Here is a 24900-nt window from a genome sequence, read left to right on the forward strand (position 1 = left end):
GATGACTCCTACTTTTTGTCGGTCAGCGTGCCGATGACGTAGAGGCGATCGGCGAATGGGAAGTCGTCGTCGAGGGGTGGAAGACCGTTGGCCGCGAACAACTCCCGAGTGCTGCTGGCGCTGATCTGCCAGCCGCGACCGGACAGATACGGCGCCGCCTCGTTGCGGTCACCGAAGTAGAGCAGCTCGGTCATGTCGAGATCGAGGCCGTGTTTGCGCCAGCGCTCTGAGACGGTTCGCATGTGTTCCTTGAGACGCTCGCGGAGGGTGTCATCTCGCCTGGGCATGCTTTCGGTTGCGATCCGGCTGCCCGGCGCGCTGAGCGTGGTGACGGTGTCGAGCAACCGGTCCTGCGCCTCAGGTGGCAGGTATCCCAGTAGGCCCTCGGCGCTCCACGCGGTCGGCTGGCCCGCGTGGAAACCAGCCGCACGCAGTGCAGCCGGCCAGTCGTCGCGCAAATCGATGGCAACCGTGCGCCGGTGTGCGGTGGGCTGCGCGCCCATTTCGGCCAGGGTGCGGGATTTGAACTCGATGACTTGCGGCTGGTCGATTTCGTACACCGTGGTGCCGTCGGGCCAGGACAGCCGGTAGGCGCGGGAATCCAATCCGGACGCCAGGATCACCACCTGCCGGATGCCCGCGCCGGTCGCGTCGACGAAGAACTCGTCATAGAACTTGGTGCGGACCGCCACGTTGTCGGTCATCTGCGGCAAACTCGTAGACGAACGGTCGTTTTCGTCCTGGAGGTCGGCGGGTTTCAACTCGCCGCTGACCAGCCGGACGAACAAGTCCACGCCCACGGCCCGAACCAGTGGCTCAGCGAACGGATCGTTGATCAGCGGCCGCTCGGACTTGCTGGCCAGCGCCCGCGACGCGGCGACCATGGTGGCGGTCACGCCGACACTTGATGCCAGATCCCAGGTGTCGTTGTCGGTGCGTGCCATCGCTACCCCTCTACGCGAAGCCGGGTTGATACTTAGCCGATATAACGAGCTTACCACGCCGCCGAATGGCCTACCTCGATCTGGTTGTCGACGGCCGAATTGATCTGCCCCCCAAGCTGACTCGCATCTTCCGGGTTGATCGGTGGCGGGATGCATTCCTGGCCATCGCCAGCCATGGTGAATGCAGCGCGGCGAGGGTGGCCTTCGATCAGCGCTAGATGCGGCGCTGTGCATGGAAACGAGTGTGAATCGTGGGGTGTGTCCCGAACGTGGAAGGGAGTTCGACGTACCGGCGCGAGGTGCCTCGCGGCGCCGCACCTTTGCATGCGTTAGCATGCATGCATGCGAACGACGGTGGAGATAACCGATGAGCAGCATCGCGCGCTGAGTGCGATTGCTCAGCGTCGCGGGGTACGCGGCTTCTCCGCGCTGGTCCAGGAGGCGCTGGATACCTACCTTGCGAGTCTGAACGCCGACGAAGTAGACCTTCTGCTAGGGCTTGAAGGCACGCTCAACGACTCCGAGGCACGCGAGGTGCAAAGGCGCATCAATGACGCAAGGGCCAGATGGCGGGCCTCGTAGTTGTCGATACTGACCTGGTAATCGACTTTCTCCGCGGTAAGGGACCCGGAGTGCCCATGGTGCGCGAGTTGGTCGCCCGCCACCGCCTGCGGGTCACCGCGATAACTGCGTTCGAATTGCGCGTCGGCACGGATTTCTTGACTCGCCGCGATGACATTGTCCGCCTTGTGCGTTCACGCACTTTCCCGCTGGATCCGGCTAGTGCGCTACGCGCCGGGGAAGTCGCTGCGGTGCTGCGGGCAGCCGGCCAAGACATCGGCATGGCGGATTGCTTGCAGGCGGGCATCTGTTTGAACTTGGACTTGGCATTTGCTACGCGCAACCGCAGCCGCTTCGATCGGGTGGACGGTTTGCGGTTGTTCGACGTCGCCTGAGGTATCCGGGCGAGCAGTCGCTCTACATCGGGTTTGCCCGCAGATGGTGACGCCCGTGTCACGCGAAGAGGCGACAATCGGCATCGATATCGGAACCACCGCCGTCACAGCGGTGGCCGCCGACTCCGATGGCCGGGTGCTCGCGCGGACACGCATCCCGCGCGAGCTGCGCGTGCCCGCGCCAGACCGGTTGGAACACAACGCCGACGAGGCATGGCGGCTCGGGCCGCTGGCGGCGCTCGAGCAACTGGCGCGCCCGGACGCGGCAGCGGTCGCCGTTTCGGCGATGGTGCCGTCCCCCGATCCCGTCTGGGCGGATCCGATGGAGCAACGCTATGGCCGGTTTCTCGAACCGGCCGGCCGGCCGTCCAAGGCCTTCGGTTAGCTGCGGGTTGCGATTACGGCGATGATGTTGCGGAAGGCGGCCAGTGCTTCGTCGGTGGGGTAGGCGCGACCGTAGTCAGCGAACAGTTTCCGTCGAGCGCGGCTGGCCACTTGCCAGCCCCGAGCGCTGAGGTACTCGGCCACGTTGTTGCGCTGGCCGTCGTAGAACAGCCCGGACAAATCGACGTCGCAGCCCAGCTTGGCCCATCGTGCGTTCATCGCCTTGCCGCGCTCGGCCATCGTCGGACCGCTATCCGGGTGGTATTCGGTGGCCAGTTGACTGCCGGGTGCGCTGAGCGCGGTGATGTGGTCGAAGAGCCGATCCTGGGCTTCCGGCGGCAGGTACATCAACAGCCCCTCGGCGCTCCAGGCGCTCGGTTTGGCGTCGTCGAAACCGGTTTCGCGCAGCGCAGTGGGCCAATCTTCGCGCAAGTCGATGCTGACTGTGCGGCGGTCGGTCGTCGGCTCGGCGCCCAGACTCGCCATGGTCTCGGTTTTGAAGTCGATGACCGTGGGCTGGTCGACTTCGTAAACGACGGTGCCGGGCGGCCACGTCAGCCGGTAAGCCCTGGCATCCAGACCGGCGGCCAGAATCACCGCCTGACCGATCCCTGCCGCGGTCGCACCGGTGAAGAAGTCGTCGAAAAACCGGGTGCGCACCGCGAGCGAATCGGTTTCGGTTTGCAGTTCGACCTCGCCCGATTCGCCGGTGTCGGTCGGCGTGATCTGGCCGTCGACCACGCGGATGAAGAAGTCCATCCCTACCGCCCGCACCAGTGCGGCGGCGAACGGATCGTTGATGATCGGGTCGGCGTCCTGGGTGGCCAGCGCCCGGGCGGCGGCGACCATCGTCGCGGTGGCCCCGACGCTGGATGCCAAGTCCCAGGTGTCGCGGTCGCTGCGTGTCATAGTTCCTCCCGAGTCTCCCCCAAACCACCTTGATACTTAGCCAAGGTAAAGAGCCGGCTGCAACTTTACGCCTTGTCGGCGGCGTGAAGTGCTGCACCCAAGCCCACCCGTTTGCGGGGAGGCGCGACCACCGCTGTTAGTCTCGTAGACTGTCTGACGCGCGCTGGACACCTCCTGGCCTGCGAGTGCTTGGCGCGTGACGCAGGACCGCTGGATTTTTTCAATGCTGGTCACACCAGCCCCATTGGCATGCCGCGATCAGAGACCGGCTGCGCAGGAGGAAGAGTGCTTTCGGCTTTCATCTCATCGCTGCGAACGGTCGACCTGAGACGGAAGATCCTGTTCACGCTGGGCATTGTGATCCTTTACCGGGTGGGCGCGTCGGTGCCGTCGCCAGGGGTGAACTACCCGAATGTACAAAAGTGCATCGCGCAAGTCAGCGGCGGGGAAGCGGCCCAGATCTATTCGCTGATCAACCTGTTCTCCGGCGGTGCGCTGCTGCAGCTGACCGTGTTCGCGGTCGGGGTGATGCCCTACATCACCGCGAGCATCATCGTGCAGCTGCTCACCGTGGTCATCCCGCGGTTTGAGGAACTGCGCAAAGAAGGCCAGTCCGGCCAGGTCAAGATGACGCAGTACACCCGTTATCTGGCGATCGCGCTGGCCATTCTGCAGGCCACCAGCATCGTGGCGCTGGCCGCCAACGGCGGGTTGTTGCAGGGCTGCAGCCTGGACATCATCGCCAACCAGAGCATTTTCACCCTGGTCGTGATCGTGCTGGTGATGACCGCGGGCGCGGCGCTGGTGATGTGGATGGGCGAGATGATCACCGAGCGTGGCATCGGCAACGGCATGTCGCTGCTGATTTTCGCCGGTATCGCCGCCCGGATTCCCGGTGAAGGCAAAAGCATCCTGGACAGCCGCGGCGGGCCCGTGTTCACGGCGGTCTGCGTGGCGGCGCTGATCATCGTTGTCGGCGTGGTTTTCGTCGAGCAGGGTCAGCGCCGGATCCCGGTGCAGTACGCCAAACGGATGGTGGGCCGGCGGATGTACGGCGGCACCTCGACGTATCTGCCGCTGAAGGTCAACCAGGCCGGTGTTATCCCGGTTATCTTCGCCTCGTCGCTCATCTATATCCCTCGGCTGGTCACCCAGCTGATCCACAGCGGCACCGGTGGTGTCGGCAACAGCTGGTGGGACAAGTTCGTCGCCAATTACCTGTCGAACCCGTCGAGCCCGGTCTACGTCGGCGTCTATTTCGGGCTGATCATCTTCTTCACGTATTTCTATGTCTCGGTCACGTTCAACCCCGACGAACGCGCCGACGAGATGAAGAAGTTCGGTGGTTTCATTCCCGGTATCCGGCCCGGCAAGCCGACCGCTGACTACCTGCGTTATGTGCTCAGCAGGATCACGCTGCCCGGCTCGATCTACCTCGGCGTCATCGCGGTGCTGCCTAACCTGTTCCTCCAGATCGGCAACACCGGGACGGTGCAGAACCTGCCGTTCGGCGGCACAGCGGTGCTGATCATGATCGGCGTCGGCCTGGATACCGTGAAGCAGATCGAAAGCCAGCTCATGCAACGCAACTACGAAGGGTTCCTCAAGTGAGAGTTGTGTTGCTTGGTCCGCCCGGAGCGGGTAAGGGCACGCAGGCCGACAAGCTGGCAGAGAAACTCGAAATCCCGCACCTGTCCACCGGGCAGCTGTTTCGGGACAACATCAACAACGGCACCAAGCTCGGCCTGGAGGCCAAGCGCTACCTGGACGCCGGCGATCTGGTGCCGTCCGAACTGACCAACGAACTCGTCGACGACCGGCTGACCAAGCCGGACACCAATAACGGTTTCATCCTGGACGGCTACCCGCGCTCGCTCGGACAAGCCAAAGCACTGCACGACATGCTCGAGCGGCGGGGAACCCAGCTCGACGCGGTGCTGGAGTTTCGGGTGTCGGAGGAGGTTCTGCTGGAGCGGCTCAAAGCGCGCGGCCGCGACGACGACACCGAGGAGGTCATCCTGAACCGGATGAACGTCTACCGCGACGAAACCGCGCCGCTCATCGAGTACTACAGCCACGAGTTGCAAACCGTCGACGCTGTGGGCACGGTCGACGAGGTGTTCGCTCGCACGCTACGGGCGCTGGGACGGTAATCGTGATCGCCCTGGGCGGGCTGCGCAGCCGCAGGCTGGTGCCGCAGCGCAGCGCCGGCGAACTCGACGCGATGGCCGCTGCGGGCGCCGTGGTCGCCGCCGCGCTGGCGGCGGTGCGTGCGGCCGCAGTCCCCGGGGCGTCGACGAACGACCTCGACGCGATCGCCGAATCGGTGATCCGCGACGCCGGCGCCACGCCGTCGTTCCTCGGCTACCACGGCTACCCGGCGTCGATCTGCTCATCGGTCAACGACCGTGTGGTGCATGGCATCCCGTCGGCCGGCGAGACACTTGCCCCCGGTGACCTGGTGTCGGTGGACTGCGGCGCAATTCTGCACGGTTGGCACGGTGACGCCGCGATCACATTCGGCGTCGGACCGCTCATCCCCGCCGACGAACTGCTGTCGCAGGCGACCAAGGAGTCGATGGAGGCCGGAATCGCCGCCATGGTTCCCGGCAACCGGTTGACCGACGTATCGCACGCCATCGAAACCGCCACCCACGCGGCCGAAGCCCGCTACGGGCGGGAATTCGGCATCGTCGAGGGCTACGGCGGACACGGCATCGGCAGGCAGATGCACATGGATCCGTTTTTACCCAACGAGGGGGCTCCGGGGCGCGGGCCACTGCTGGCTCACGGATCAGTGCTGGCCATCGAGCCGATGCTGACGCTGGGCACCGGCGAGACCGTTGTCCTCGACGATCAGTGGACAGTCACTACCGCCGACGGCTCGCGCGCTGCACACTGGGAGCACACCGTGGCGGCGACTGACGACGGGCCACGCATTCTGACGCTCGGGTGAACCGACCGGCCGGCCGGCGAGCTGGTCGGTTGATATCTGTGGTGGGATCGCTGTCACCGGCCCACCGCCGGGAGTTCGAGGCGCACCTGAGCGTGTGCCCGTCGTGCAGGCAGGCCGTCGCCGAACTCAGCGGCACGCCGGCCCTGCTATCCAAGCTCGATAGCGACACGGCGGCCGCGGTCAACGAGGGCGGCCACACCGGAAGAGGCGCCGGCCGTTCCCGACCTGCTGCCGTCGTTTCAGCAGCCAACACTGGGGCGCCGTCATCGACCTGCGGTGCGTCTGCCTGGCGCCGGTGTATGCCCACCACGACAGGCTGGCGATGGTGGTGGTGAACCGCGACGGCACGCACACCCGGCTGGCGACCTGGATAGCCGAACCGGGCCATACCGCGACCCCCGCCGGCAGCATCTCGACGCCGGCCGATAGATCGCAGCGATGCAAGCGGCTTCCGCCGATCACGGCAAGGTGCTGCTCGAACGCTCGCTGTAACCGTCAGCGCCGCAACAAGATTCAGGATCACACGGAGTGAAATCCTGGCTCGATAGCGCCAGATCGGTGGCCGATCGCAGCGCGAAAGATCTCGTCGGTGTCGTGACGGTTCGCGCTGCCCGGTGCCGGGTGGACGAAGGCCGGGAACGCCCGTGCACAGCGCGCATTGGGCGGGCATTCGACGAGGACAGTGCCGCCCGGATGCGAGTACATGAAACCGGTTCCCGGAGTGAATCTTTCGGTCGGCAGATCCCAGATGACCGCGTATGGTCCAAGGTGACGGACGAACGATGACTCGTCGCCGAAGGTCGGACCGCGGACGCTGGTTGCTCGCTGCGACATTGCCGCCATATTCGACGGGGCCCAATCGCGGTAGCGTTCGTCGTCGGCGTATACGGACGGCTGACGCTCGCGCGGTCGATCACTTTCCGCGGTGGAAAAGTCGCTGGCCTAGACCCCGAGTTGCCGCGATCGCATAGCAAAAGTGCGGTAGAAAAAGGCGTGGCCACCTCACACTCCGACAACCGCGATCCGATCGCCGCCGCGCGGGCCAACTGGGAACGCGCCGGGTGGGCTGAGGTCGCGCAGGGGATGGTCGCGGTGACATCGGTGATGCGAGCTCACCAGATCCTGCTGGCCCGCGTCGAGAATGCCTTGCGTCCTTACGATCTCAGCTTCTCCCGGTTCGAACTGCTGCGGCTGCTGGCGTTCAGCCGTAGCGGCGCGTTGCCGATCACCAAAGCGTCCGACCGACTGCAGGTACACGTTACCAGCGTCACCCATGCCATCCGCCGACTGGAAGCCAACGGCCTGGTGCAGCGCGTCCCGCACCCGACCGATGGGCGGACGACGCTGGTGCAGATCACCGACCTGGGCCGCTCGACCGTCGAGGACGCCACTGTCACGCTCAACGAGCAGGTGTTCTGCGATATCGGGATGTCCGACGGCGAAGCGCAGGCGCTGGTGTCGTCGATCGAAACGCTGCGGCGGCGCGCCGGGGACTTTTGACCGCGAGCAGACGGAGAATCGCACCCGGACCGGCCGTGCAATGCGATTCTGCGTCTGCTCGCGCGGCTAGTGCGCGGCTAGTCCAGAATCGATGGCACCGGAATCGTGGCGGTGACCGCTGTCCCGGTGCCGGGCCGCGACCGGATGTTCAACCGTCCCCCGACCAGCTCGGCGCGTTCGGCCATCGACAGCACACCGTAACCGCCCATCTCGTCGCTCCCCAGTGGATTCTTGGAAGTGTCGAAACCTATTCCATTGTCGACGATTTCAAGCCGCGCCGTCTGGTCGTCCACCGCGAAACGCAGCCGGGCCACCGACGCGTTGGCATGTTTGACGATATTTTGCAGGCCCTCTTGCGCGATACGGTAGAGCGCGACTTCGATGTGCTCGGGCAGCCGGACGTCGGCCAGCTTGAGTTCGGTGTCCAGGTGCGGTAGAGACCGGGCCAGGCTGGCCAGCCCGCCCGCCAAGCCCAAATCGTCGAGAACCGGCGGGCGCAGTCCGCTGATCGCCGCGCGCGCTTCGCCCAACGTCAGGACGACCAGCTCGCGTGCCTCGCCGAGCTGACGGGACGCTTCAGTGGGATCGCCGCCGACAGCTCGCGCCGCCGCGTCGAGCCGGTAGGACAGGGTGATCAGGCGCTGCGAGATGCCGTCGTGGATATCGCCGGCCACCCGACGGCGCTCGATTTCCTGGGCCTCGATCACCTGCTCGACGAACAGCTCGTGCGACCGCTCCCTGGCGACCAGCTGCCGGTGCAGCCGGGCCTGGTGCATGGCCCCGGCAATCAGCCGGCCGATGACCCGCAACAGTTCGACATCCCCCTCGGTGAACTCGCGGCGCGAAACCGTGTGCACGTTGAGCACGCCGACCAGTCCGCCGGGGTCGGTTTCCATCGGCATCGACACCATCGAGGTGAAGTCACGTCCGCGCAGCGACTGGATCGGCAAGTAGCGCGGATCGGCTTCCTTGTCGTGGATGATGACGACCGGCTCACGGTGCTTGGCCACCCAGCCGGAAATGCCGGACCCCAACGGCAGCCGAATCTTTCCCACTTGTCCGTCGAAAGGCGGCGTCGCGCCGGCCAGCGTCAGCGAGCGGTCGGTGTCGTCGAGCACATGCACGAAGCACACATCGGTTCCGGTGGCCGCGGTGATCATCCGCGCTGCCGCAGCCGCCAGCGGCTCCACCCCGGGGCCGGTCGACGCAGCCTGGATGAGCTCCCGCAGCAGCGCCAGCTCACGGTCGCTGTCGACAAGATCGCGCACGGCGTTCGAGCCGCGGGCGCTGCCGCCGGGTGCCGGCGGTTGCCGTGCCGTCACTGATAAATGCCTTCCCGCAGTGCAGTCGCCACCGCGCCGGTACGGTCGCTGACCCCGAGCTTGCGGTAGACCGACCGCAGATGGGTCTTGACCGTCTCCTCACCGATGACGAGTTTGCGGGCGATGCCGCGGTTGGAGAACCCGGTGACCATGTAGGACAGGATTTCGCTTTCGCGTTGCGTCAACCCCTGCCGGGCGCCCGGCCAGAATTCGTCCCGTTGCATGCGTGCCGCGGTGTCGGCCGCCCGCGCCGCCAGGCCAGGGTCGATCACGGTTTCGCCGTCGTGCACCAGTTCCAGCAGGCGCACCAAGTCGTCGCTGTTGATGCTTTTCAGCAGATAGCCGCTCGCGCCCACTCGCAGGGCTTGGAACAAATACTGCTCGTCGTCGTAGACCGACAACATCACGACCTTGCGGGCGGGGTCGTGTTCCCGCAGCACCTTGCACAGGTCGAGTCCGCTGACGCCCTTCATCCGCACATCGCACAGCACGACGTCGGGCTGCAGCTCGTCGACCACGCCGACCGCCCGGTCGGCGCCCACTGCATGCCCGACTACCTGCACCCGGTCCTTGAACGCCGCCAGCATCGCCTTGAGCCCCTCGATAACCATCTCGTGATCATCGAGCAGGACAAGACGCACCGCAGCCGTCGTGGTATCACCGTAATTCGTCATACCAAGTCCCCCTAATGGGGGAGGTTGAGGGCGTGGCTTCCAGGCAACCATGTGGGCGTGCGAGCCATCGGTCAGACTCGTCCAGCCCGGACTTTTTGGTGGGATCGGGAACCTCCGGTCGAAGTCGATACCCTGTGTGCGGTGATTTTCGATGCCGATTCCGCGCTGGCGGACATCGAGCGCGATGGTCACCGGGTGGTGTTCAATGCGGCGTTCGCCGAACACGGCGTCGACATCAACTGGCGCGTCGAAGACTACGGACGGTTGTTGGCGATCCCGGAAGGACCGCGACGTGTCGCCGCAGATTTGCGGGCACCAGGCTTCGGCGCCACTGCCGATGTGCTTGCGGGACGGATCTATCGAACCAAGGCCGCGGTGTTCGGTGACTGCGTGCTCGACGGCGACATCGTGGCCAGGGCTGGTCTGGTCGACTTGGTGATGAGCCTGTTCGTCGCGGAAATCTGGGTCGGCGTGGTGAGTACTCGGCGCCGGGCGTGGGTCGAGGCGCTGGTACGGCAGTTAGTGGGTGATGGCCTCGTCGAGACGATCGTGACTGTCGATGACCTACTTAACACGGGGCCCCGGTGCAACGCCGAACTGTACCGGCTTGTGTTGTCGGAGTTAGGGATAACTCCGCGCGGCGCGCTCGCCATCGCAGGCTCACGGCCCGGCTTGCGCGCTGCGCGGGCTGCCGACTTGGCTGCGGTGGTTATCACCACCGGCTACACCGCCGACGAGCAGTTATACGGCGCCGCGGAAGTTCGTCCCAGCTACGCCGGCGCGGATCCACTGCTCGCACCCAGCTGCCAGCTGGCACACCGACGATGGTGGATTACTCAGCAGCGTTCCCGAGCCGCTTAGCCTGAATCCACCGATGTAATTGGTGTGACGATTTGCGACTGGATTGTCGAGTGTTGAGTCCGGGGCGCTGGATGCCGGCGCGTTTGAGCCGCGGGCCTCGTCTGCCAGCTTGTCCAGTTGGGGTTGGCCCCTGAAGTGGGGCGGTTCGGCCAGGGCGGGAAATGTCGGAGCGCGGTGGATATGTCAGGCAGCCAGCGCCGGGGGTCCGCGGTGGGTGGCGTGAAAAGCGTTGAGCCCACGCACCGTCAGCGATTTGGACGCGATCTTGGCATGCCCGAACGCCGCGCCCTGCTTGTCCGCTCCGAACACCCGCTTCTGCGTCGAATCCACGTCGATGAGCGCCAGCTGCTCCCCACCGGGCAGCAGCTGGGTGCGCGCCGCCAACTCGGCCAGCACCCGCCGGTGCACTGCGGACAACTGGCGCACATTGCCGTGGTTGAACGCACGCAGAAACGACCCCAGCGTGGCCCTTTCCTCGGGACTGGTCGAAGCATCAACAACTCCGATCCTCCCAGGTGAAATGGCACTTCTTGCTGTTACGACACCCTCACAGCAACAACTCCGCCGGTGGATTCAGGCTTAGCTGCCGCGCAGCAGCTCGATGACGGCGCTGAAATCCTTGTCGCCGTTGGCCGCTGCGAATTTGGCGTAGATCTCTGCGGCGTGACTGCCCAGCGGCGCCACCGAACCGGTTGAGCTGACGGCGTCCATCGCCAAACCCAGGTCCTTGTTCATCAGCGCGGTCGCGAAACCGGGTGCGAAGTCGTGGTTGGCGGGGGAGGTCGGCACCGGGCCCGGCACTGGGCAGTTGGTGTGCACCGCCCAGCAGTTACCGGTCGCGCCAGTGATGACGTCGAACAACGACTGCGCCGACAGGCCAAGCTTCTCAGCGAGCACGAACGCCTCACCGATCGCGATCTGCTGCACCGCAAGCACCATGTTGTTGCACACCTTGGCGGCTTGGCCGGCGCCGGCCGTTCCGCAGTGAATGATCTTGCCCGCCATCGGTTCCAGCACCGGACGTGCTCGCTGCAGTGCCTCCTCGTCGCCGCCCACCATGAATGCCAGGGTGCCCGCGATCGCGCCTTTGACCCCGCCGGAAACCGGCGCGTCGAGCTGGGCCAATCCGTGCGACACCGCCGATGCATGGACCTCACGGGCGTCAGCGACGGAAATCGTTGAGCTGTCGATGAACAGCGCGCCTTGCTCGGAAGCCGGCAGGATTTCGGCATAGCACCGCTTGACCGCCTCGCCGTGCGGCAGCATCGTGATGACGACGTCGGCGCCGGCCACCGCTGCGGGCCCGCTTTCGGACAACACCACACCGTTGTCGGCGCCGGCAGCCGCGGTCGGCACCGGGTCATAGCCGTGCACGGTATGGCCGGCGGCAGCCAGATTGGCCGCCATCGGACCGCCCATGTGGCCTAATCCCAAAAACGCGACTGTAGACATTCGGCCTTGCTTTCCTACGCGCTGGCGCGGACCCGGGCGGCCTCGGCTCGGCCGATGACCACCCGCATGATTTCGTTGGTTCCCTCCAGGATGCGGTGTACCCGCAGATCGCGGACGATCTTCTCCAAACCGTACTCGCGCAGGTATCCGTAGCCGCCGTGTAACTGCAGGGCCTTGTCGGCGACGTCATAACACGCGTCGGTGACGTAGCGCTTCGCCATCGCGCATAGCTCGACTTTGTCGTCAGAGTCGTCGTCGAGTGCACTGGCCGCTCGCCACAACAACATTCGCGAGGATTCCAGCGCGGTGGCCATGTCGGCCAACGTGAACCGGATGGTGGGCTCATCGAGCAACGCGGCGCCGAACGCCTGCCGGTGGGAAAGATATTCGGCCGACTTGTCGAACGCGGCCTGCGCCCCACCGAGTGAGCACGCCGCGATGTTGATCCGACCGCCGTTGAGGCCGTTCATCGCGATGCCAAAGCCGGCGCCTTCACCGTCCGCGCCACCCAGCATCGCTTCGGCGGGCACCCGTACATCCTCGAAAATCACCTGCGCCGTCGGCTGGGCGTTCCAGCCCATCTTCTTCTCGTGCGCGCCGAAACTCAGCCCCGGGGTGCTTTTTTCGACGATGAAGGCCGATATTCCGCGTGGCCCTTCACCGCCGGTGCGAGCCATCACCACATAGACATCCGAGGCTCCCGCCCCGGAGATGAACTGTTTGACGCCGCTTAGCACGTAGTCGCCGCCCTGCTTGACCGCGCGGGTACTCAACGCGCTGGCATCTGAGCCCGCACCCGGCTCGGTCAGGCAGTAGCTGGCAATGGCATCCATCGAGGCCAGCCGTGGCACCCAGGTCTTGCGCTGCTCTTCCATGCCGAATGCGTCTATCATCCAGGCGCACATGTTGTGGATGGACAAAAACGCTGCGCTGGCCGGACAGGCCATCGCCAGCTGCTCGAAGATCCGCACGCCGTCCAGTCGGCGCAACGCACTGCCGTCCACGTCGTCGCGGCAGTAGATCGCCGCCATCCCGAGCCCGGCCGCCTCGCGCAGCTCATCGGTTGGAAAGTGATGCGCTGCATCCCATTCGAGGGCGTGCGGGGCGATGCGTTTGGCAGCGAATGCGGCCGCCGTCTCGGTGATCACCCGCTCGTCGTCATCAAGGGAGAAGAATTGCATCGAAGTGCTACTTCATCGTCGGGATGACGAATTCGGCGCCGCCCTTGATGCCCGATGGCCAGCGCGACGTCACGGTCTTCACCTTGGTGTAGAACTGAATTGACGCCGGACCACACTGGTTGAGATCACCGAAACCGGACCGCTTCCAGCCGCCAAAGGTGTGGTATGCCACCGGCACCGGGATGGGCACGTTGACGCCGACCATGCCGACCTGCACCCTGGACGTGAAGTCGCGGGCGGTGTCCCCGTCGCGGGTGAAGATCGCCACCCCGTTGCCGTACTCATGCTCAGAGGGCAGGCTCAGCGCCTCGTCATAGTCGTGAGCGCGCACGATGCACACCACCGGACCGAAGATCTCGTCGGTGTAGATCGACATGTCGGGGGTGACGTGGTCGAAAAGCGTCGGCCCGATGAAGAATCCGTCCTGCAGGCTGGCATCACCAAACGACAGTTCGTCGCTGGTGCGTTCGCGGCCGTCGACGACGATCTCCGCGCCGGCGGCCACACCCTGACCGATGTAGTCACGCACCCGGGCCAGAGCGGCCTCGGTGACCAACGGGCCATAGTCGGCTTTGGGGTCCAGGCTGTGGCCGACCCGCAGGCTGTTGATCCGTTCGACAAGCCGGGCGCGCAACCGATCCGCGGTCTGCTCGCCGACCGGCACCGCGACGGAAATCGCCATGCATCGCTCCCCGGCGCTGCCGTAGCCGGCGCCGATCACCGCGTCGACGGCCTGATCCAGGTCGGCGTCGGGCATCACGATCATGTGGTTTTTCGCCCCGCCGAAGCACTGCGCGCGCTTGCCGGCGCCCGTCGCCGTCGAATAGATGTACTGGGCGATGTCGGAACTACCGACAAACCCAACCGCGGCGATATCGGGGTGTTTCAGGATCGCGTCGACGGCTTCCTTGTCGCCATGCACCACCTGGAATGCACCGGGTGGCAGACCGGCCTCGAGGAACAGCTCGGCCAGCCGCACCGGCACTGACGGGTCGCGTTCAGAAGGCTTGAGCACAAGCGCATTTCCGCAAGCCAGGGCGGGGCCCGCCTTCCACAGCGGGATCATCGCGGGGAAGTTGAACGGGGTGATGCCGGCGACCACGCCCAGCGGCTGACGCAACGAGTACACATCGATGCCCGGGCCGGCGCTCTCGCTGTATTCACCCTTGAGTAGCTGCGGGATGCCGATGCAAAACTCGATCACGTCGATGCCGCGCTGAATGTCACCGCGGGAGTCCGCCAGTGTCTTGCCATGCTCCAGCGACAGGAGCTCGGCGATTTCATCGGCATGCTTGTCGACCAACTCGACAAACCGCATCATCACCCGCGCGCGGCGCTGCGGATTGAACGCCGCCCACTCTTTTTGCGCCCGGGCCGCCGAGACCACCGCCGCATCGACCTCGCTCTTGCTGGCCATCGGTACCAGCGACTGCACCCGGCCGGTGTTGGGGTCGAACGCCTCGGCGGTGCGACCGGACTGTCCGGTGCTGCGTTTGCCATCGAGGAAGTGGGTGATCTGTGCGGTCATGGATGCCCTCGGATGCACGAAGAAATGTAGGTTACTAGGACATCCTAGTAACTGGTTCCACCCGGTGGCAAGTCCGGTGTTTGGTTACGTCGTCGAATACAACCGGCGCACCCACGAGCGTCGCATCGCAGAATTTGTGACCTCGCGCGAGGCGATGGAGTACCGGCTCAAGCTCGAAGCCGAGCGCACCGACAGGAACGTCGAGATTGCCGCGCTTGTCAGCAAATCCCTGGACACCTTGAAGCAAACCCATTCGCGCTACTTCAGCGGCGACGAGTTGGCTGCTGGAGACTCCACGCGGATCTGATGTAACACGCGGCTGCATCACAGGCCAAGCTACCTTGAGGTTGGTGACAAGTCGGGAATCTACCTGCACTCGCTCCCACGAGTCAGTTGCAGCAGGCGTGGATCCACACGGAGTCTGAGGCATTACAGTATAATTTTTACACATGCTTGACTTCGAGTTTGACCCCGCGAAGAGCGCGGCAAACCTGGCCAAGCATGGCATCGACTTCGATGCCGCACAGTCCATTGGTCGGATCCGCGCCGCATCGAGGTGCCGGCACGCACGACGGATGAGCCGAGGTGGATGGTGATCGGTCAGATCGACGGCCGATGCTGGTCGGCAGTAGTGACCTACCGAGACGACCAGGTTCGAATCATCTCAGTACGTCGCTCGCGCGAAGGAGAGGCAGCGATCTATGAAAGCTAACGAATTCGACGAACGGTTCGACAACGGCCAGGACATGTCAGCCGCGCTCGATACCGCGCGAGCACGCCGCCCCGGGGAACAACACCGGCGCGTCAATGTCGACTTCCCGGTCTGGATGATCGCCGAACTCGACCGTGAAGCAACCCGGCTCGGAGTCACCCGACAATCACTCATCAAGGTCTGGATCGCGGAGAAACTCGACCACGGCGGTCACACCGCAGCCTGACCCGCTGGGTCTGTCTGACCGCAGGTGCTCCGAATTCACCGAACCCGCACCGTCACTGCACGACGCCGCGGGAGCGCACGCACCCGCGTGAAATTTTGAGGCCTAACTCACCTGGCTAGGGTGCATTTCAATCTTTTGCCCGGCGGGTAAAACGCACCTCTGGGCGTAGCGTCCATGGTCTACCATCACAGTGGCGACCAGCCGTCGCCCTAAGAAGGGAGACTAAGGAGACTAAGTTGCCAGAGGACATCGGCGCCCCACAGGTCGACGACGATCCGCACGACGGTGAGGACCAGCTCATTTCGACCGTTACCCTTTTGGACGATGTCTCCATCGACGGTATGTGCGAGGTTTACTGGACCTTCGAGGGGAAGGTGAGCGAAGTCGGGAACAGCGCTTCGCCGGGATTCGCTCACGCGGTTAAATCGCTGATCGGTTCGCCTTTCTGAACGGGAGCGGCCCGACGTGTTGGTGTTGCACAAGAAACCGCCGGCCAACAACGGACGGAGTAGTAGATGGTCCGGGCAGATGCGGCAGATCCAACCCCGGCGCCGACGCGCAGTTCGGCCCGACATCCGGGGACGAGGTGGCGGGCGCCTCGGCGGTGCGCCAAGCGTTCGACATCGACGCCCCGCGGCAACCGCATCCTCGCGTGGTCATTCGCCCTGAACCATTCGGCGCGAATGCGGTATCACTTCGCGAAACCCGGCGGCTCACCTTCCTCAAGACCGCCGCCCTTACCCGCGTCGTCAGGGCGCTTGACCAGCAACCGACAGCTCGCGTCGCGCTGACCGCGGCCGGCGTCCTCTCCGAGCTGCGCCAAAGCTACCGCGCGGCACTGAGTGCCCTCGCGACGTCGTCGATGATCTGTCGTCGACCAGAGAAAGGCGAATCCCGATGAGCAGTGCCGACGTCTCCGCGGGGCTGGCCGACCAATTCCAATCGGGCCTAGCGGCGCCGATCTGTCTGACGTGGGAACTGACCTACGCCTGTAACTTGGCGTGCGTCCATTGCCTGTCGAGCTCCGGTCGCCGCGGCCCGACTGAATTGAGCACCGATGAATGTCGGGCCGTGATCGACGAACTCGAGGCGATGCAGGTGTTCCATGTCAACATCGGCGGCGGTGAACCGACGGTGCGCCCCGACTTTTGGGAGGTCGTCGAGTACTCGGTGGCGCACCACGTCGGCGTCAAATTCTCCACCAATGGCGTGAAGCTCACCCGGCAGGTGGCTGGACGCTTGGCGGGCAGTGACTACGTCGACGTTCAGGTTTCACTGGACGGTGCGACGGCCGAGGTGAACGATGCCGTTCGCGGCGTCGGTTCCTTCGACATGGCGTTGCGGGCGATGAGCAACCTGGCAGATGCCGGATTCCGAGGCTTCAAAATCTCGGTGGTGATGACGCGACAGAACGTCACCCAGCTGGATCAGTTCAACGAGCTGGCCGACCGCTTTGGCGCCGTTCTCCGAATCACCCGACTGCGGCCGTCGGGCCGCGGCGCGGAAGTGTGGGAACAACTGCACCCCACCGCAGACCAGCAGCGAAAGCTGTACTCGTGGTTGATGGCGAACGGAGAGCGGGTCTTGACCGGCGACGTGTACGCCTGCCCGTTCGCCATCCACCGGGACTTCCTGGCAGGCAATGTTCGAGGCCCCGGAGGGTTTGCGGCGGTTTGGAAAAACTCCGAGCTGTTCGGCGACCTGCGTCGACCTCAAAGCGGTGGGGCGTGCGCATCGTGCGGCGCGTTCGATTCCTGCCGGGGCGGGTGCATGGCCGCGAAATTCTTCACCGGGCTCCCGTTGGACGGACCAGACCCCGAATGCGTCAAGGGATTCGGTACCGCGGCATTGGACGAGGTCAGCGCGGCCGATCGGCCGCTGCCCTCCCAGGACCATTCTCACCGCAAGCGAAGCACAGTGGCGCTGTCACTGGGCTGGGGGCCGACGGCCCGCCCGCCCGACCATCTGTGCGATGAAAGCCCGTTGGCCGGTTTTCAGCCCGCACGGCGAGGCACGTCGCTGTGAATTACCCCCTGCCGGAGGGCTTTTCGGTTGCCATCGATTCGGAAACAAGGCTTGTGAACGCGCGAACGCTGGTGGGGGGATCACCGCCAAGGATTCTGCGGTTCACTGACGCCGGATGCAAAGCCTGGTCCGAGCTGTTGCAGGGACCAGCCAATTCTGTCGATGCCCGCCTGCTCGCACGGCAGCTCACTGACGTGAGCGCGGCTCATCCGCGGCCGCCGGCGCTGTCCGCGCCGCCGGAGGTGACGGTGGTCATCCCGGTGCGCGATCGCCCGCAGATGTTGAAACGCTGCCTCGCCTCGTTGAAGCCCGGCCGTCCGATAGTGGTCGTCGATGACGCCTCCATCCAGGAGGCTGCCATCGCCGAAGTGGCGAATGATTTTGGGGCGCAGATTCTCCGCCGTCATGTGTGTGGCGGTCCGGCTGCCGCTCGCAACACCGGCCTGGCGGCAGTTCACACGGAATTGGTCGCCTTCTTAGACAGCGACTGTGTCTGCGTCGATGACTGGATCGACCGCCTGGCCGTCCATTTTGCCGATCCACGGGTCGCCGCGGTGGCGCCCCGGATAATGGCGTTATCGTCATCGATGTCGGCCGGTCGATATGCATCGAGTGCCGGAGCCCTGGATATGGGTGGCCGCGAGTGTCGCGTGATGCCCGGTGCTGCTGTTCCTTACGTTCCAACCGCCGCACTCCTGGTACGCCGTCAGGTTGTCGAAGAGATCGGTGCATTCGACGAACGTCTGCGCTTTGGGGAAGACGTGGATCTGGTCTGGCGGCTGCATCAGACCGGCAAGCTGATTCGCTACCAGCCTCATGTCCGGGTACTCCACGCCGAACCCGATGGCTGGCCAAGCCGATGGGTGCGGCGCTTCCAGTACGGCACATCTGCGGCGCCGTTGGCGAGTCGGCATCCCGAGGCAATCGCTCCGCTGGTCTTGTATCCGTGGCCCTCAGCCGTACTTTCGTGCCTTGTCATGCGGCGGCCCGTGATTGCGGCGCTCATCGTTTCGATATCCGCATTGCCGGCGATAAGAAATTGGCGCCGCGCAGGGGTTCCGCTTTCGGTGTCTGGAAGAATCGCTTTCGGCGCGATACTCCAAACATATTGCGCGGTAGGGCGGTACTGCACCCAGTTCGGCGGTCCACTGCTTTTGCTTGCGCTCTGGCGGCGACGCCGAAGATTGGCGATCGCATCGCTTCTGTTCGCATCCCCGCTGAGGGCAGCTCTAAGCGGGGAGGTGCGACCGGATCCGATCCGGTTCCTGATTGGGCACCTGGCAGACAACGTGATGTACGGAGCCGGGGTCTGGGCCGGCTGTCTGCGGCACCAGACCATAATTCCGGCTCGCCCGAAAATCGTCATGCCGAAGTGGTTTGTCCGTGGTAGGGAACGTTTCACGATTCGACGAAAGGGACATCGATCATGACTAAGGGGTGGTTCGAAACGGTTGCAGCCCAGGATCCCGGAAAAGTCACGTCTCATGACTTGCCACCGCGGTACCACCGAAGGCCTGGATTTCGTCGTTAAACAGCAGACGGTCGCCGGTTGGGGGTCAACGCCTCTCGGCGCCGCCGGTTAGTCGGGCCATCCCGCGCTCGAGTGACGCGACGATGCGCGGACGCAGTTCGGCCGCCGGGATGATCGCATGCACCGAGCCGACCGCGCGGGCCCTCTCGATGTCGTGTACTGCTTCGAACTCCCCGGCGATCTCGCCGAGCTTGTCCGACCTGACCGCCAAGCGGGTGGCAGCGAGTTTGACGCGCAGATTCGCCGCCGCGTCGTCCGTGCTGGCGGCAAGTTGCGCCTCCAGTTCCCGCACCGCCGGATCTGCCGCCGTGCGGGAGTTCACTTCCCGGGTGAACACCACCGCCGCTGCGGGTGCGCCGCCGATGACCGACGCGAAGGACCCTTCCACCGCGAGGACTTCCATATTCTCGTTCAGGGCGTTGGAAAACACCACGAAGGCGCCGCCGTGGTAGCGGGAGATCACGCAGAACACGATCGGCCCGTCGAAGTTGACGATCGCGCGGCCGATCTCGGCGCCGTACTCGAGTTGGAGATTGCGCAGCGACTCCGGAGACCCGTCGAAGCCCGACAGGTTCGCCAGCATCACCAGAGGGCGGTTGCCGCTCGCGGCGTTGACCGCGCGCGCGGTCTTCTTCGACGACTGCGGGAACAGAGTTCCCGACGTCCATTGGTCTGGCCCGTCGGCGGGCACCCATCCCTTCCGCGGGATCATCCGGGATTCGATGCCGATCATGCACACCGGAATGCCGCCGACGTGGGCGTCGAAAACCACCGAAGTGTCGGAGTCGGCCATGTCGGCCCACCGCTCGAGGACCGGATGGTCCTGGTCGGCCACCGCCCGCATGACCGTGCGAATGTCAAACGGCTTCTTGCGGTCCTTGTTGGTGGCATCGGCGAAAATCTCGCCGACCGTGGTGAATCCGCTCGATGGGTGATGGTGCGGGTAGTCGCGGACGTCGCGGTCGACGGGGTCGCCGGTCTGTGCGCGGCGGGGAAATCGTTCTCCGGGAGCAAGGTAGGCGTGGTCGTAGTGGGCGAACAGGATGCCGCACGCTGCCTGCAGGTTGGGCGCCCAGTACTGGGCCTGGCCGTTGGGTCCCATCACCCGGTCGTAACCCCCGATGCCGAAGTTGTCCTCGGCGGAGACCCCGCCCGAGTAATCCAGGGATTGCTTGCCCGTCAGCACCATCGCGCTGTCCGGTGTCATCACCAGAATGCCCTTGGTGTGCATGAGCATGGTCGCCTCGGCGTTCCAGTAGGGCTGCGCCCCCACGTTGATGCCCGCGACGACGACGTCGATCTCGCCGCCGCTCTGGGTGAACGTGATGATGCGCCGCAGCGCACGCGACACCCAGTCCATGTTTTCGGTGCCGCTCTGCATCGAAATGGTCGCCCCCGAGGACAGCGCAAACCACTCGACGGGCGCACCGAGCCGCTCGGCCAGGTCCAAGGCGGCGACGATCCGGGCGCACTCGGCTTCGGCGACCGTGCCGAGGGCTTTCGTCGGATCGCCGAACAGCGCGACGCGGGTCATGCCCTCCGGATACCGCTCGGTAGGGCGGCTGACCGCACCGACGATGAGCCCGGCGGTGTTGCGCCCGTAGGGCCGCTCGACCGGCCCGAAAGCGCCCGACTCGTCGAGGTCGTACTCGACGAAGCTGCCCTCGTCGCCGGTGAGAAGCCCGATCAGCTCGTATGGGTAGACCAGTCCGCGAGCCTGCGAGCGCTGCACCTTCTGCGCGTAGTCGTCGAGCGGGCGCAACGGTTCGGTCGGGGGCTCGGCGATCGCGGCGGCCACACCGCCGCCGGGGGTGTTGGTGAAGCGGAGCGCCACTGGCCTGTGCTGCTGCGTCTCGTTGTCTGCCAGCCGTGCCAAGACGGTGACTTCCTCCAGCCCGGCACCGATCGTCAGCGGCGCGATTCGCCGCACAACGGCAGGGGCGCGGTCGATTGGAAAATCCAGCACGGGCCAGACGTAGAGCGCGACCCGGTTGTTCTCCAGACGTCGCGCGCCCCGCCCGGTCCGCGCCCGGCGGATGCCGTCGAGGCACGCCGCGAGAGTGTGTTCGATGGCCGGGAACCCGACGACCTCGCCGGACTCGTCGAGGTGCGGTGTGGCGTCGCGGACCTCGGCCAGCGCCGCCAGCCGCTGGTCGGACGGGTTGTCTTTGGCGATGAGGTGGAACAGGTAGGTGTCGTCGGCGGCCGGCAGACGAGTCCCGTCGAAGTTCTTGAACCGCCACAGCTCCAGGCGTTGCCCGGTGAGGGGATGCATATCCCTGACCGTGAGGTCTTCGACCAGTACGCCGTCGGCGGCCGGGCGAAACGTCAGCTGGTGAAGTTCGCGTCCCACCACGGTGGCGGTGGCCCGGCGCCACCGCGTCGCGCTCGGGTGGCCGTCGAGCAGCCCCCGCACCGCCGACGAGAGCTCATCGGTGTCGACCGGGGCGTCCGGCCAGGACAGGTAAACGTCGACGACGAGGTTCTCGGCCCCAGCTCCGGCGATGTGGTCGACGCCGTGCAGGGTCGCCGTCCATCGCTCACGGTCGGTGACCACCGAAAAAAGGCGAAGCCGATCCCCGGCCAACTCATAACTGCCGGTGACGAACTCGCCACCCGCCCGCTGGAAGGTTTTGACGTCTTGAAGTGCGCGGATCTCGTAATACTGCCGCGTGACGATCTCCAGCAACGGGCCTGGATGCGAAATATGCTGCGCCAGAAGGCCGATCAACAGCTGCGGGGTGGCAACCAGGGCTTCGACGCGCGAGCCGTAGTCCGGTGCGTCCGGATGCGCCCGCAGGAATCGCACTTCCTCTCGAACGCGGTCGTCGAGTGCTTCACGCGCCGTGCGGATATGCGGCTCGTCGAAGAGACGGAACACGAGATTGCGCGCGATGTCGCCGATCACCGGGTAGCGCACCTGGGTGGCGACGATCAGCCGGTCCAGCATCTCGCCCACCGCTGCGCTGAGTGCGGACGAGACATCGTTGTCGGTGCGCCACCGGCCGAGCAGCGCCGTGATCACCGCCACCTGGTTCTCCATCCGCTGCAACGCCAAAAACAGCCGGTAGACCGCCTCTTCGAGCTCAGGTCCCGGGTCCAGCGTCGCGACATCGTAATTACCAAGGGCACGAGTGATTTTGGCGCAGAAGCTCGCCGGCAGCCCTTCCAGCTCGGCGTCGAGCGAATGCAGGAACGAATGAAAATACTCGCGCGGGCTGTGCACGCGCTCGTCGGCGCCCTCTTCGTCGAGCGTGGGACGATTGCGGGACAGTTCGCAGATGTCGGCGAAGGTGTCTAAAAGCGTGAGTTCGGCCTCGACGAGGTCTGCGCCGTCCCGGGGCCGGCCGGCGCACAGCGCCTCATACTCCGCGAGGAGGACCCGGGCGCGATCGGCGCTCACGTCGTAGCCGGTGATCAGCCCGCGCAATTCGGCGAGCCGCGCCAGGGCCTCGGTACGCGGGTTGGGCTCGGGATCTTTCGGCTGACTGCGGAACTTCACTCGCGGCAAGCCCGGCAGGGCCTGATCATGGCCGGCCTGCTCGAGACGCAGCAGCGCCGCGCCGGCGTCGACTTGGCTGTTGACGATCGCGAAGATCTCCCGAACCCGTCCCGCGGTGGGCGCGCGCAGGGCGGTTTCCATCTTCATGCTCTCCAGCACCGCCAGCGTTGCCCCGGGTTCGACCTCGTCGCCGACGGCGACGGGCACGGCGACGACGACGGCGGGCGCCAGGGCGCGGATCAGACCGGCTTCGTCCTGGGTGATGCGGTGACTGAACCCGTTCACCTCGACGCGGAACCCGGTGGGGCCGGCGCTCGTAACGACCTGGAAGCGTTGGCGCCCCAGGGTGAGGTGGCGCTCGTATTCGCTGAGCCGCTCGACGTCGACGACGAGTGCGCCGCTGTCCCCTTCGACGCGGTAGCGGCGCGGACCGATCTGGCCGACCGCCAGCGAGTAGGACTGGCCCTGGTAGTTAAGCTCGACGCTCCGGCCGATCGTCGGCGTAGCGCGCGGCCGACCGCCGCGCGCGGACGCCAGAAAACCGGCTCGTTCGAGGCGTTCCTCGGCTTCGTAGGCGTCGACGGCGGCCGCGACGAGCGCGATGTCGGCGGTCGGCGTGGGTCCGCCGGCCGTTCCGATGCCGGTGCGGTCGAGCCAGCCGGTGTCGGCGGCGGCGGAGATGAACTCCTCGCGGTCGAGCAGGTCCAGAAGAAAGGACTTATTGGTGGTGCCGCCGTCGATGACCACGGTCGTCTCGCGTATTCCCGCGCGCAGGCGCGCCAGGGCCTCATCGCGGTCGCGGCCCCACGCGATGATCTTGGCCACCATCGAGTCGTACTCGGGCGGGACGACGTCGCCCTGCGCGATGCCGGTGTCGACCCGCAGGCCGGGACCGAGAGGCAGTTTCAGCAGCCGCACACTGCCCGGCGCGGGCGCAAAACCGTTGTCGGGGTCCTCGGCGTTGAGGCGGGCCTCCACGGCGTGGCCGAATTCGGACGGACAATCACCGACCAACTCTCCGCCGCCGGCCACGAATATCTGCAGCTTCACCAGGTCCAGGCCGGTGGTCACTTCGGTGATGGGATGCTCGACCTGCAGCCGGGTGTTGACTTCGAGAAACGTGAACGTCTGCTGGTCGGGCTGGAAGAGGTACTCGACGGTGCCGGCGCCGCGATAACCGGCCGCCGCGGCCAGGCCGGCCGACGCCGAGCGCAGGTGATCAGCCTGCTCCTCGGACATGGCGGGGGAGCTGGACTCCTCGATCACCTTCTGATTTCGTCGCTGGATCGAGCAGTCGCGAACTCCCGGCGCCCAGACATTGCCATAGTTGTCGGCGATGATCTGCACTTCCACGTGGCGCGCGTCGCCGACAAGCCGTTCGAGAAACACCACCGGGTCGCCGAACGCGCGTTCGGCCTCACCTCGGGTGCGCTGCAAAGCGATCTCGAGTTCGTCGGGAGAGTAGACCTTGCGGATGCCGCGGCCGCCGCCTCCGCTGCGGGCCTTGATGATCAATGGGTAGCCGATGGCGTCGGCGTGGCGGCGCGCATCGGCGATGGTGGTGACCGGACCGCCGCTCCATGGCGCCAGTGGCACCCCGACCCGCTCGGCCAGCAGTTTGGCTTCGATCTTGTCGCCCAGGGCGCGCATCGCCGCGGAGGGTGGTCCGATGAACGTGAGCTTCAGTCGTTCGCAGAGCTCCGCGAACGCGATGTCCTCGGCCACAAATCCCCAGCCCACCCAGACCGCGTCGGCCTCGGATTCGACCAGGGCGCGTTCCAGCGCGGCGTGGTCGAGATAGGCAATGCCGTTCGACGTCGGCTGCAGCGTCACGGCGCCGTCCGCTTGCCTGACGAACATCGCACGGCGCTCGGCCTCGGTATGCATAGCGATTGTGGTTATGCCGCAACCATATTGGGCGTTCACCTCACGTACAGCCCGGATGAGGCGAACCGCTGCCTCGCCGCGGTTCACCACCGCAATTTGCTTGGGGAAATTGAGGGGCAACTGACCGGCGTCCAGCACACCGCTCAGTGTATGTCTGGCGGCGCCGGCCGAGACCGGAATCGGCTGCTACGCGGCCCGCCCGGTTCGGCGGCAGACGTGCCGGATGGCCGGGACCCGCTGGGTTCCCAAAGTCGGCAGACGTGCGGTACATCTTCAACGGCTGATTTTTGCCCCACGACGGGCATACCATCTGCCTCGCCGCACTGGTTCGGATCTGAGCTTAGAATCGG

24 protein-coding genes and 3 pseudogenes are annotated in these 24900 nt (G+C 65.5%); 17 read left to right on the top strand and 10 right to left on the bottom strand.

Annotated elements, in window-relative coordinates:
* Nucleotides 1-8: 8 nt before the first annotated feature.
* Nucleotides 9-944, bottom strand: a complete 936-nt coding sequence (locus M5I08_RS03955; RefSeq protein ID WP_219068517.1) for a class I SAM-dependent methyltransferase — start codon at nucleotides 942-944, stop codon at nucleotides 9-11.
* Between the two features lie 65 nt (nucleotides 945-1009).
* On the opposite strand from M5I08_RS03955, the gene M5I08_RS03960 reads away from it, so the two are divergent.
* The 4 genes and pseudogenes from M5I08_RS03960 to M5I08_RS03975 all read left to right on the top strand — a co-directional run.
* Nucleotides 1010-1162 (top strand): hypothetical protein, encoded by a 153-nt coding sequence (locus tag M5I08_RS03960; RefSeq protein ID WP_249763106.1) that lies wholly within the window; start codon nucleotides 1010-1012, stop codon nucleotides 1160-1162.
* 124 nt (nucleotides 1163-1286) lie between these two features.
* Nucleotides 1287-1526, top strand: coding sequence for a hypothetical protein (locus M5I08_RS03965; protein WP_219068519.1), 240 nt, complete (start codon nucleotides 1287-1289; stop codon nucleotides 1524-1526).
* Nucleotides 1511-1900, top strand: a complete 390-nt coding sequence (locus tag M5I08_RS03970) for a type II toxin-antitoxin system VapC family toxin (protein ID WP_219068521.1) — start codon at nucleotides 1511-1513, stop codon at nucleotides 1898-1900. Before M5I08_RS03965 ends, M5I08_RS03970 begins: the two co-directional genes overlap by 16 nt.
* A 55-nt stretch (nucleotides 1901-1955) precedes the next feature.
* Nucleotides 1956-2267: pseudogene (locus M5I08_RS03975) on the top strand (FGGY family carbohydrate kinase); the annotation flags it as partial.
* Between the two features lie 14 nt (nucleotides 2268-2281).
* On the opposite strand, the gene M5I08_RS03980 reads toward M5I08_RS03975, so the two are convergent.
* Complete coding sequence (locus M5I08_RS03980; protein ID WP_219068523.1) at nucleotides 2282-3193, bottom strand: class I SAM-dependent methyltransferase; 912 nt, start codon at nucleotides 3191-3193, stop codon at nucleotides 2282-2284.
* Between the two features lie 285 nt (nucleotides 3194-3478).
* Between M5I08_RS03980 and secY the strand changes: the two genes are divergently transcribed.
* From secY to M5I08_RS04000, 4 genes and pseudogenes are all read left to right on the top strand, one after another.
* Nucleotides 3479-4804: a preprotein translocase subunit SecY gene (gene secY / locus M5I08_RS03985; RefSeq protein WP_219068525.1), complete on the top strand. Its 1326-nt coding sequence runs from the start codon at nucleotides 3479-3481 to the stop codon at nucleotides 4802-4804.
* Nucleotides 4801-5346 (top strand): adenylate kinase, encoded by a 546-nt coding sequence (locus M5I08_RS03990; RefSeq protein ID WP_219068527.1) that lies wholly within the window; start codon nucleotides 4801-4803, stop codon nucleotides 5344-5346. The genes secY and M5I08_RS03990 overlap by 4 nt, the downstream gene beginning before the upstream one ends.
* A 2-nt stretch (nucleotides 5347-5348) precedes the next feature.
* Entirely contained in the window at nucleotides 5349-6149 is an 801-nt protein-coding gene (gene map, locus M5I08_RS03995; RefSeq protein ID WP_219068528.1) for a type I methionyl aminopeptidase, read from the top strand.
* Nucleotides 6146-6641 (top strand): annotated as a pseudogene (locus M5I08_RS04000) (anti-sigma factor family protein). The gene map and the pseudogene M5I08_RS04000 overlap by 4 nt, the downstream one beginning before the upstream one ends.
* 27 nt (nucleotides 6642-6668) lie before the next feature.
* On the opposite strand, the gene M5I08_RS04005 reads toward M5I08_RS04000, so the two are convergent.
* Nucleotides 6669-6983 (bottom strand): hypothetical protein, encoded by a 315-nt coding sequence (locus tag M5I08_RS04005; RefSeq protein WP_219068530.1) that lies wholly within the window; start codon nucleotides 6981-6983, stop codon nucleotides 6669-6671.
* A 159-nt stretch (nucleotides 6984-7142) separates the two neighbouring features.
* Between M5I08_RS04005 and M5I08_RS04010 the strand changes: the two genes are divergently transcribed.
* Nucleotides 7143-7649, top strand: coding sequence for a MarR family transcriptional regulator (locus M5I08_RS04010; protein ID WP_219068532.1), 507 nt, complete (start codon nucleotides 7143-7145; stop codon nucleotides 7647-7649).
* 77 nt (nucleotides 7650-7726) lie between these two features.
* On the opposite strand, the gene M5I08_RS04015 is transcribed toward M5I08_RS04010, so the two are convergent.
* Both M5I08_RS04015 and M5I08_RS04020 read right to left on the bottom strand, forming a co-directional pair.
* Nucleotides 7727-8971, bottom strand: coding sequence for a GAF domain-containing sensor histidine kinase (locus M5I08_RS04015; protein ID WP_370328569.1), 1245 nt, complete (start codon nucleotides 8969-8971; stop codon nucleotides 7727-7729).
* A complete protein-coding gene (locus tag M5I08_RS04020; protein ID WP_219068534.1) occupies nucleotides 8968-9645 on the bottom strand; it encodes a response regulator in 678 nt (225 codons plus the stop codon). Before M5I08_RS04020 ends, M5I08_RS04015 begins: the two co-directional genes overlap by 4 nt.
* Before the next feature lie 141 nt (nucleotides 9646-9786).
* On the opposite strand from M5I08_RS04020, the gene M5I08_RS04025 reads away from it, so the two are divergent.
* Entirely contained in the window at nucleotides 9787-10506 is a 720-nt protein-coding gene (locus M5I08_RS04025) for an HAD family hydrolase (protein ID WP_249763107.1), read from the top strand.
* Nucleotides 10507-10719: 213 nt separating this feature from the next.
* Here M5I08_RS04025 and M5I08_RS04030 read toward each other — a convergent pair.
* The 4 genes and pseudogenes from M5I08_RS04030 to M5I08_RS04045 form a co-directional block, all read right to left on the bottom strand.
* Nucleotides 10720-10974: pseudogene (locus M5I08_RS04030) on the bottom strand (IS1380 family transposase); the annotation flags it as partial.
* 111 nt (nucleotides 10975-11085) lie between these two features.
* Nucleotides 11086-11958, bottom strand: coding sequence for a 3-hydroxyisobutyrate dehydrogenase (mmsB, locus tag M5I08_RS04035; protein ID WP_219068536.1), 873 nt, complete (start codon nucleotides 11956-11958; stop codon nucleotides 11086-11088).
* Between the two features lie 14 nt (nucleotides 11959-11972).
* Entirely contained in the window at nucleotides 11973-13139 is a 1167-nt protein-coding gene (locus M5I08_RS04040) for an acyl-CoA dehydrogenase family protein (protein ID WP_219068538.1), read from the bottom strand.
* A 7-nt stretch (nucleotides 13140-13146) separates the two neighbouring features.
* Nucleotides 13147-14667, bottom strand: coding sequence for a CoA-acylating methylmalonate-semialdehyde dehydrogenase (locus M5I08_RS04045; RefSeq protein ID WP_219068540.1), 1521 nt, complete (start codon nucleotides 14665-14667; stop codon nucleotides 13147-13149).
* 64 nt (nucleotides 14668-14731) lie between these two features.
* Here M5I08_RS04045 and M5I08_RS04050 point away from each other — a divergent pair, with 64 nt between their 5' ends.
* From M5I08_RS04050 to mftF, 7 genes are all read left to right on the top strand, one after another.
* Nucleotides 14732-14974, top strand: coding sequence for a hypothetical protein (locus M5I08_RS04050; RefSeq protein ID WP_249763109.1), 243 nt, complete (start codon nucleotides 14732-14734; stop codon nucleotides 14972-14974).
* 282 nt (nucleotides 14975-15256) lie between these two features.
* Complete coding sequence (locus M5I08_RS26545) at nucleotides 15257-15379, top strand: BrnT family toxin (protein WP_373368821.1); 123 nt, start codon at nucleotides 15257-15259, stop codon at nucleotides 15377-15379.
* A complete protein-coding gene (gene brnA / locus M5I08_RS04055) occupies nucleotides 15369-15605 on the top strand; it encodes a type II toxin-antitoxin system BrnA family antitoxin (protein ID WP_219068542.1) in 237 nt (78 codons plus the stop codon). Before M5I08_RS26545 ends, brnA begins: the two co-directional genes overlap by 11 nt.
* A 236-nt stretch (nucleotides 15606-15841) precedes the next feature.
* Nucleotides 15842-16054, top strand: coding sequence for a hypothetical protein (locus M5I08_RS04060; protein WP_219068544.1), 213 nt, complete (start codon nucleotides 15842-15844; stop codon nucleotides 16052-16054).
* A 137-nt stretch (nucleotides 16055-16191) separates the two neighbouring features.
* On the top strand, nucleotides 16192-16506 hold the full coding sequence (gene mftB / locus M5I08_RS04065; RefSeq protein ID WP_219068546.1) for a mycofactocin biosynthesis chaperone MftB: 315 nt from the start codon (nucleotides 16192-16194) through the stop codon (nucleotides 16504-16506).
* A complete protein-coding gene (gene mftC, locus M5I08_RS04070) occupies nucleotides 16503-17630 on the top strand; it encodes a mycofactocin radical SAM maturase (protein WP_219068548.1) in 1128 nt (375 codons plus the stop codon). Before mftB ends, mftC begins: the two co-directional genes overlap by 4 nt.
* 71 nt (nucleotides 17631-17701) lie before the next feature.
* Nucleotides 17702-19060 (top strand): mycofactocin biosynthesis glycosyltransferase MftF, encoded by a 1359-nt coding sequence (gene mftF, locus M5I08_RS04075; protein WP_249763294.1) that lies wholly within the window; start codon nucleotides 17702-17704, stop codon nucleotides 19058-19060.
* A gap of 126 nt (nucleotides 19061-19186) precedes the next feature.
* On the opposite strand, the gene M5I08_RS04080 is transcribed toward mftF, so the two are convergent.
* Nucleotides 19187-24688, bottom strand: a complete 5502-nt coding sequence (locus M5I08_RS04080; protein ID WP_249763110.1) for an ATP-binding protein — start codon at nucleotides 24686-24688, stop codon at nucleotides 19187-19189.
* Nucleotides 24689-24900 lie beyond the last annotated feature (212 nt).

It is taken from the genome of Candidatus Mycobacterium methanotrophicum (assembly GCF_023515995.1).
GTDB classification, from domain to species: Bacteria; Actinomycetota; Actinomycetes; order Mycobacteriales; family Mycobacteriaceae; genus Mycobacterium; species Mycobacterium methanotrophicum.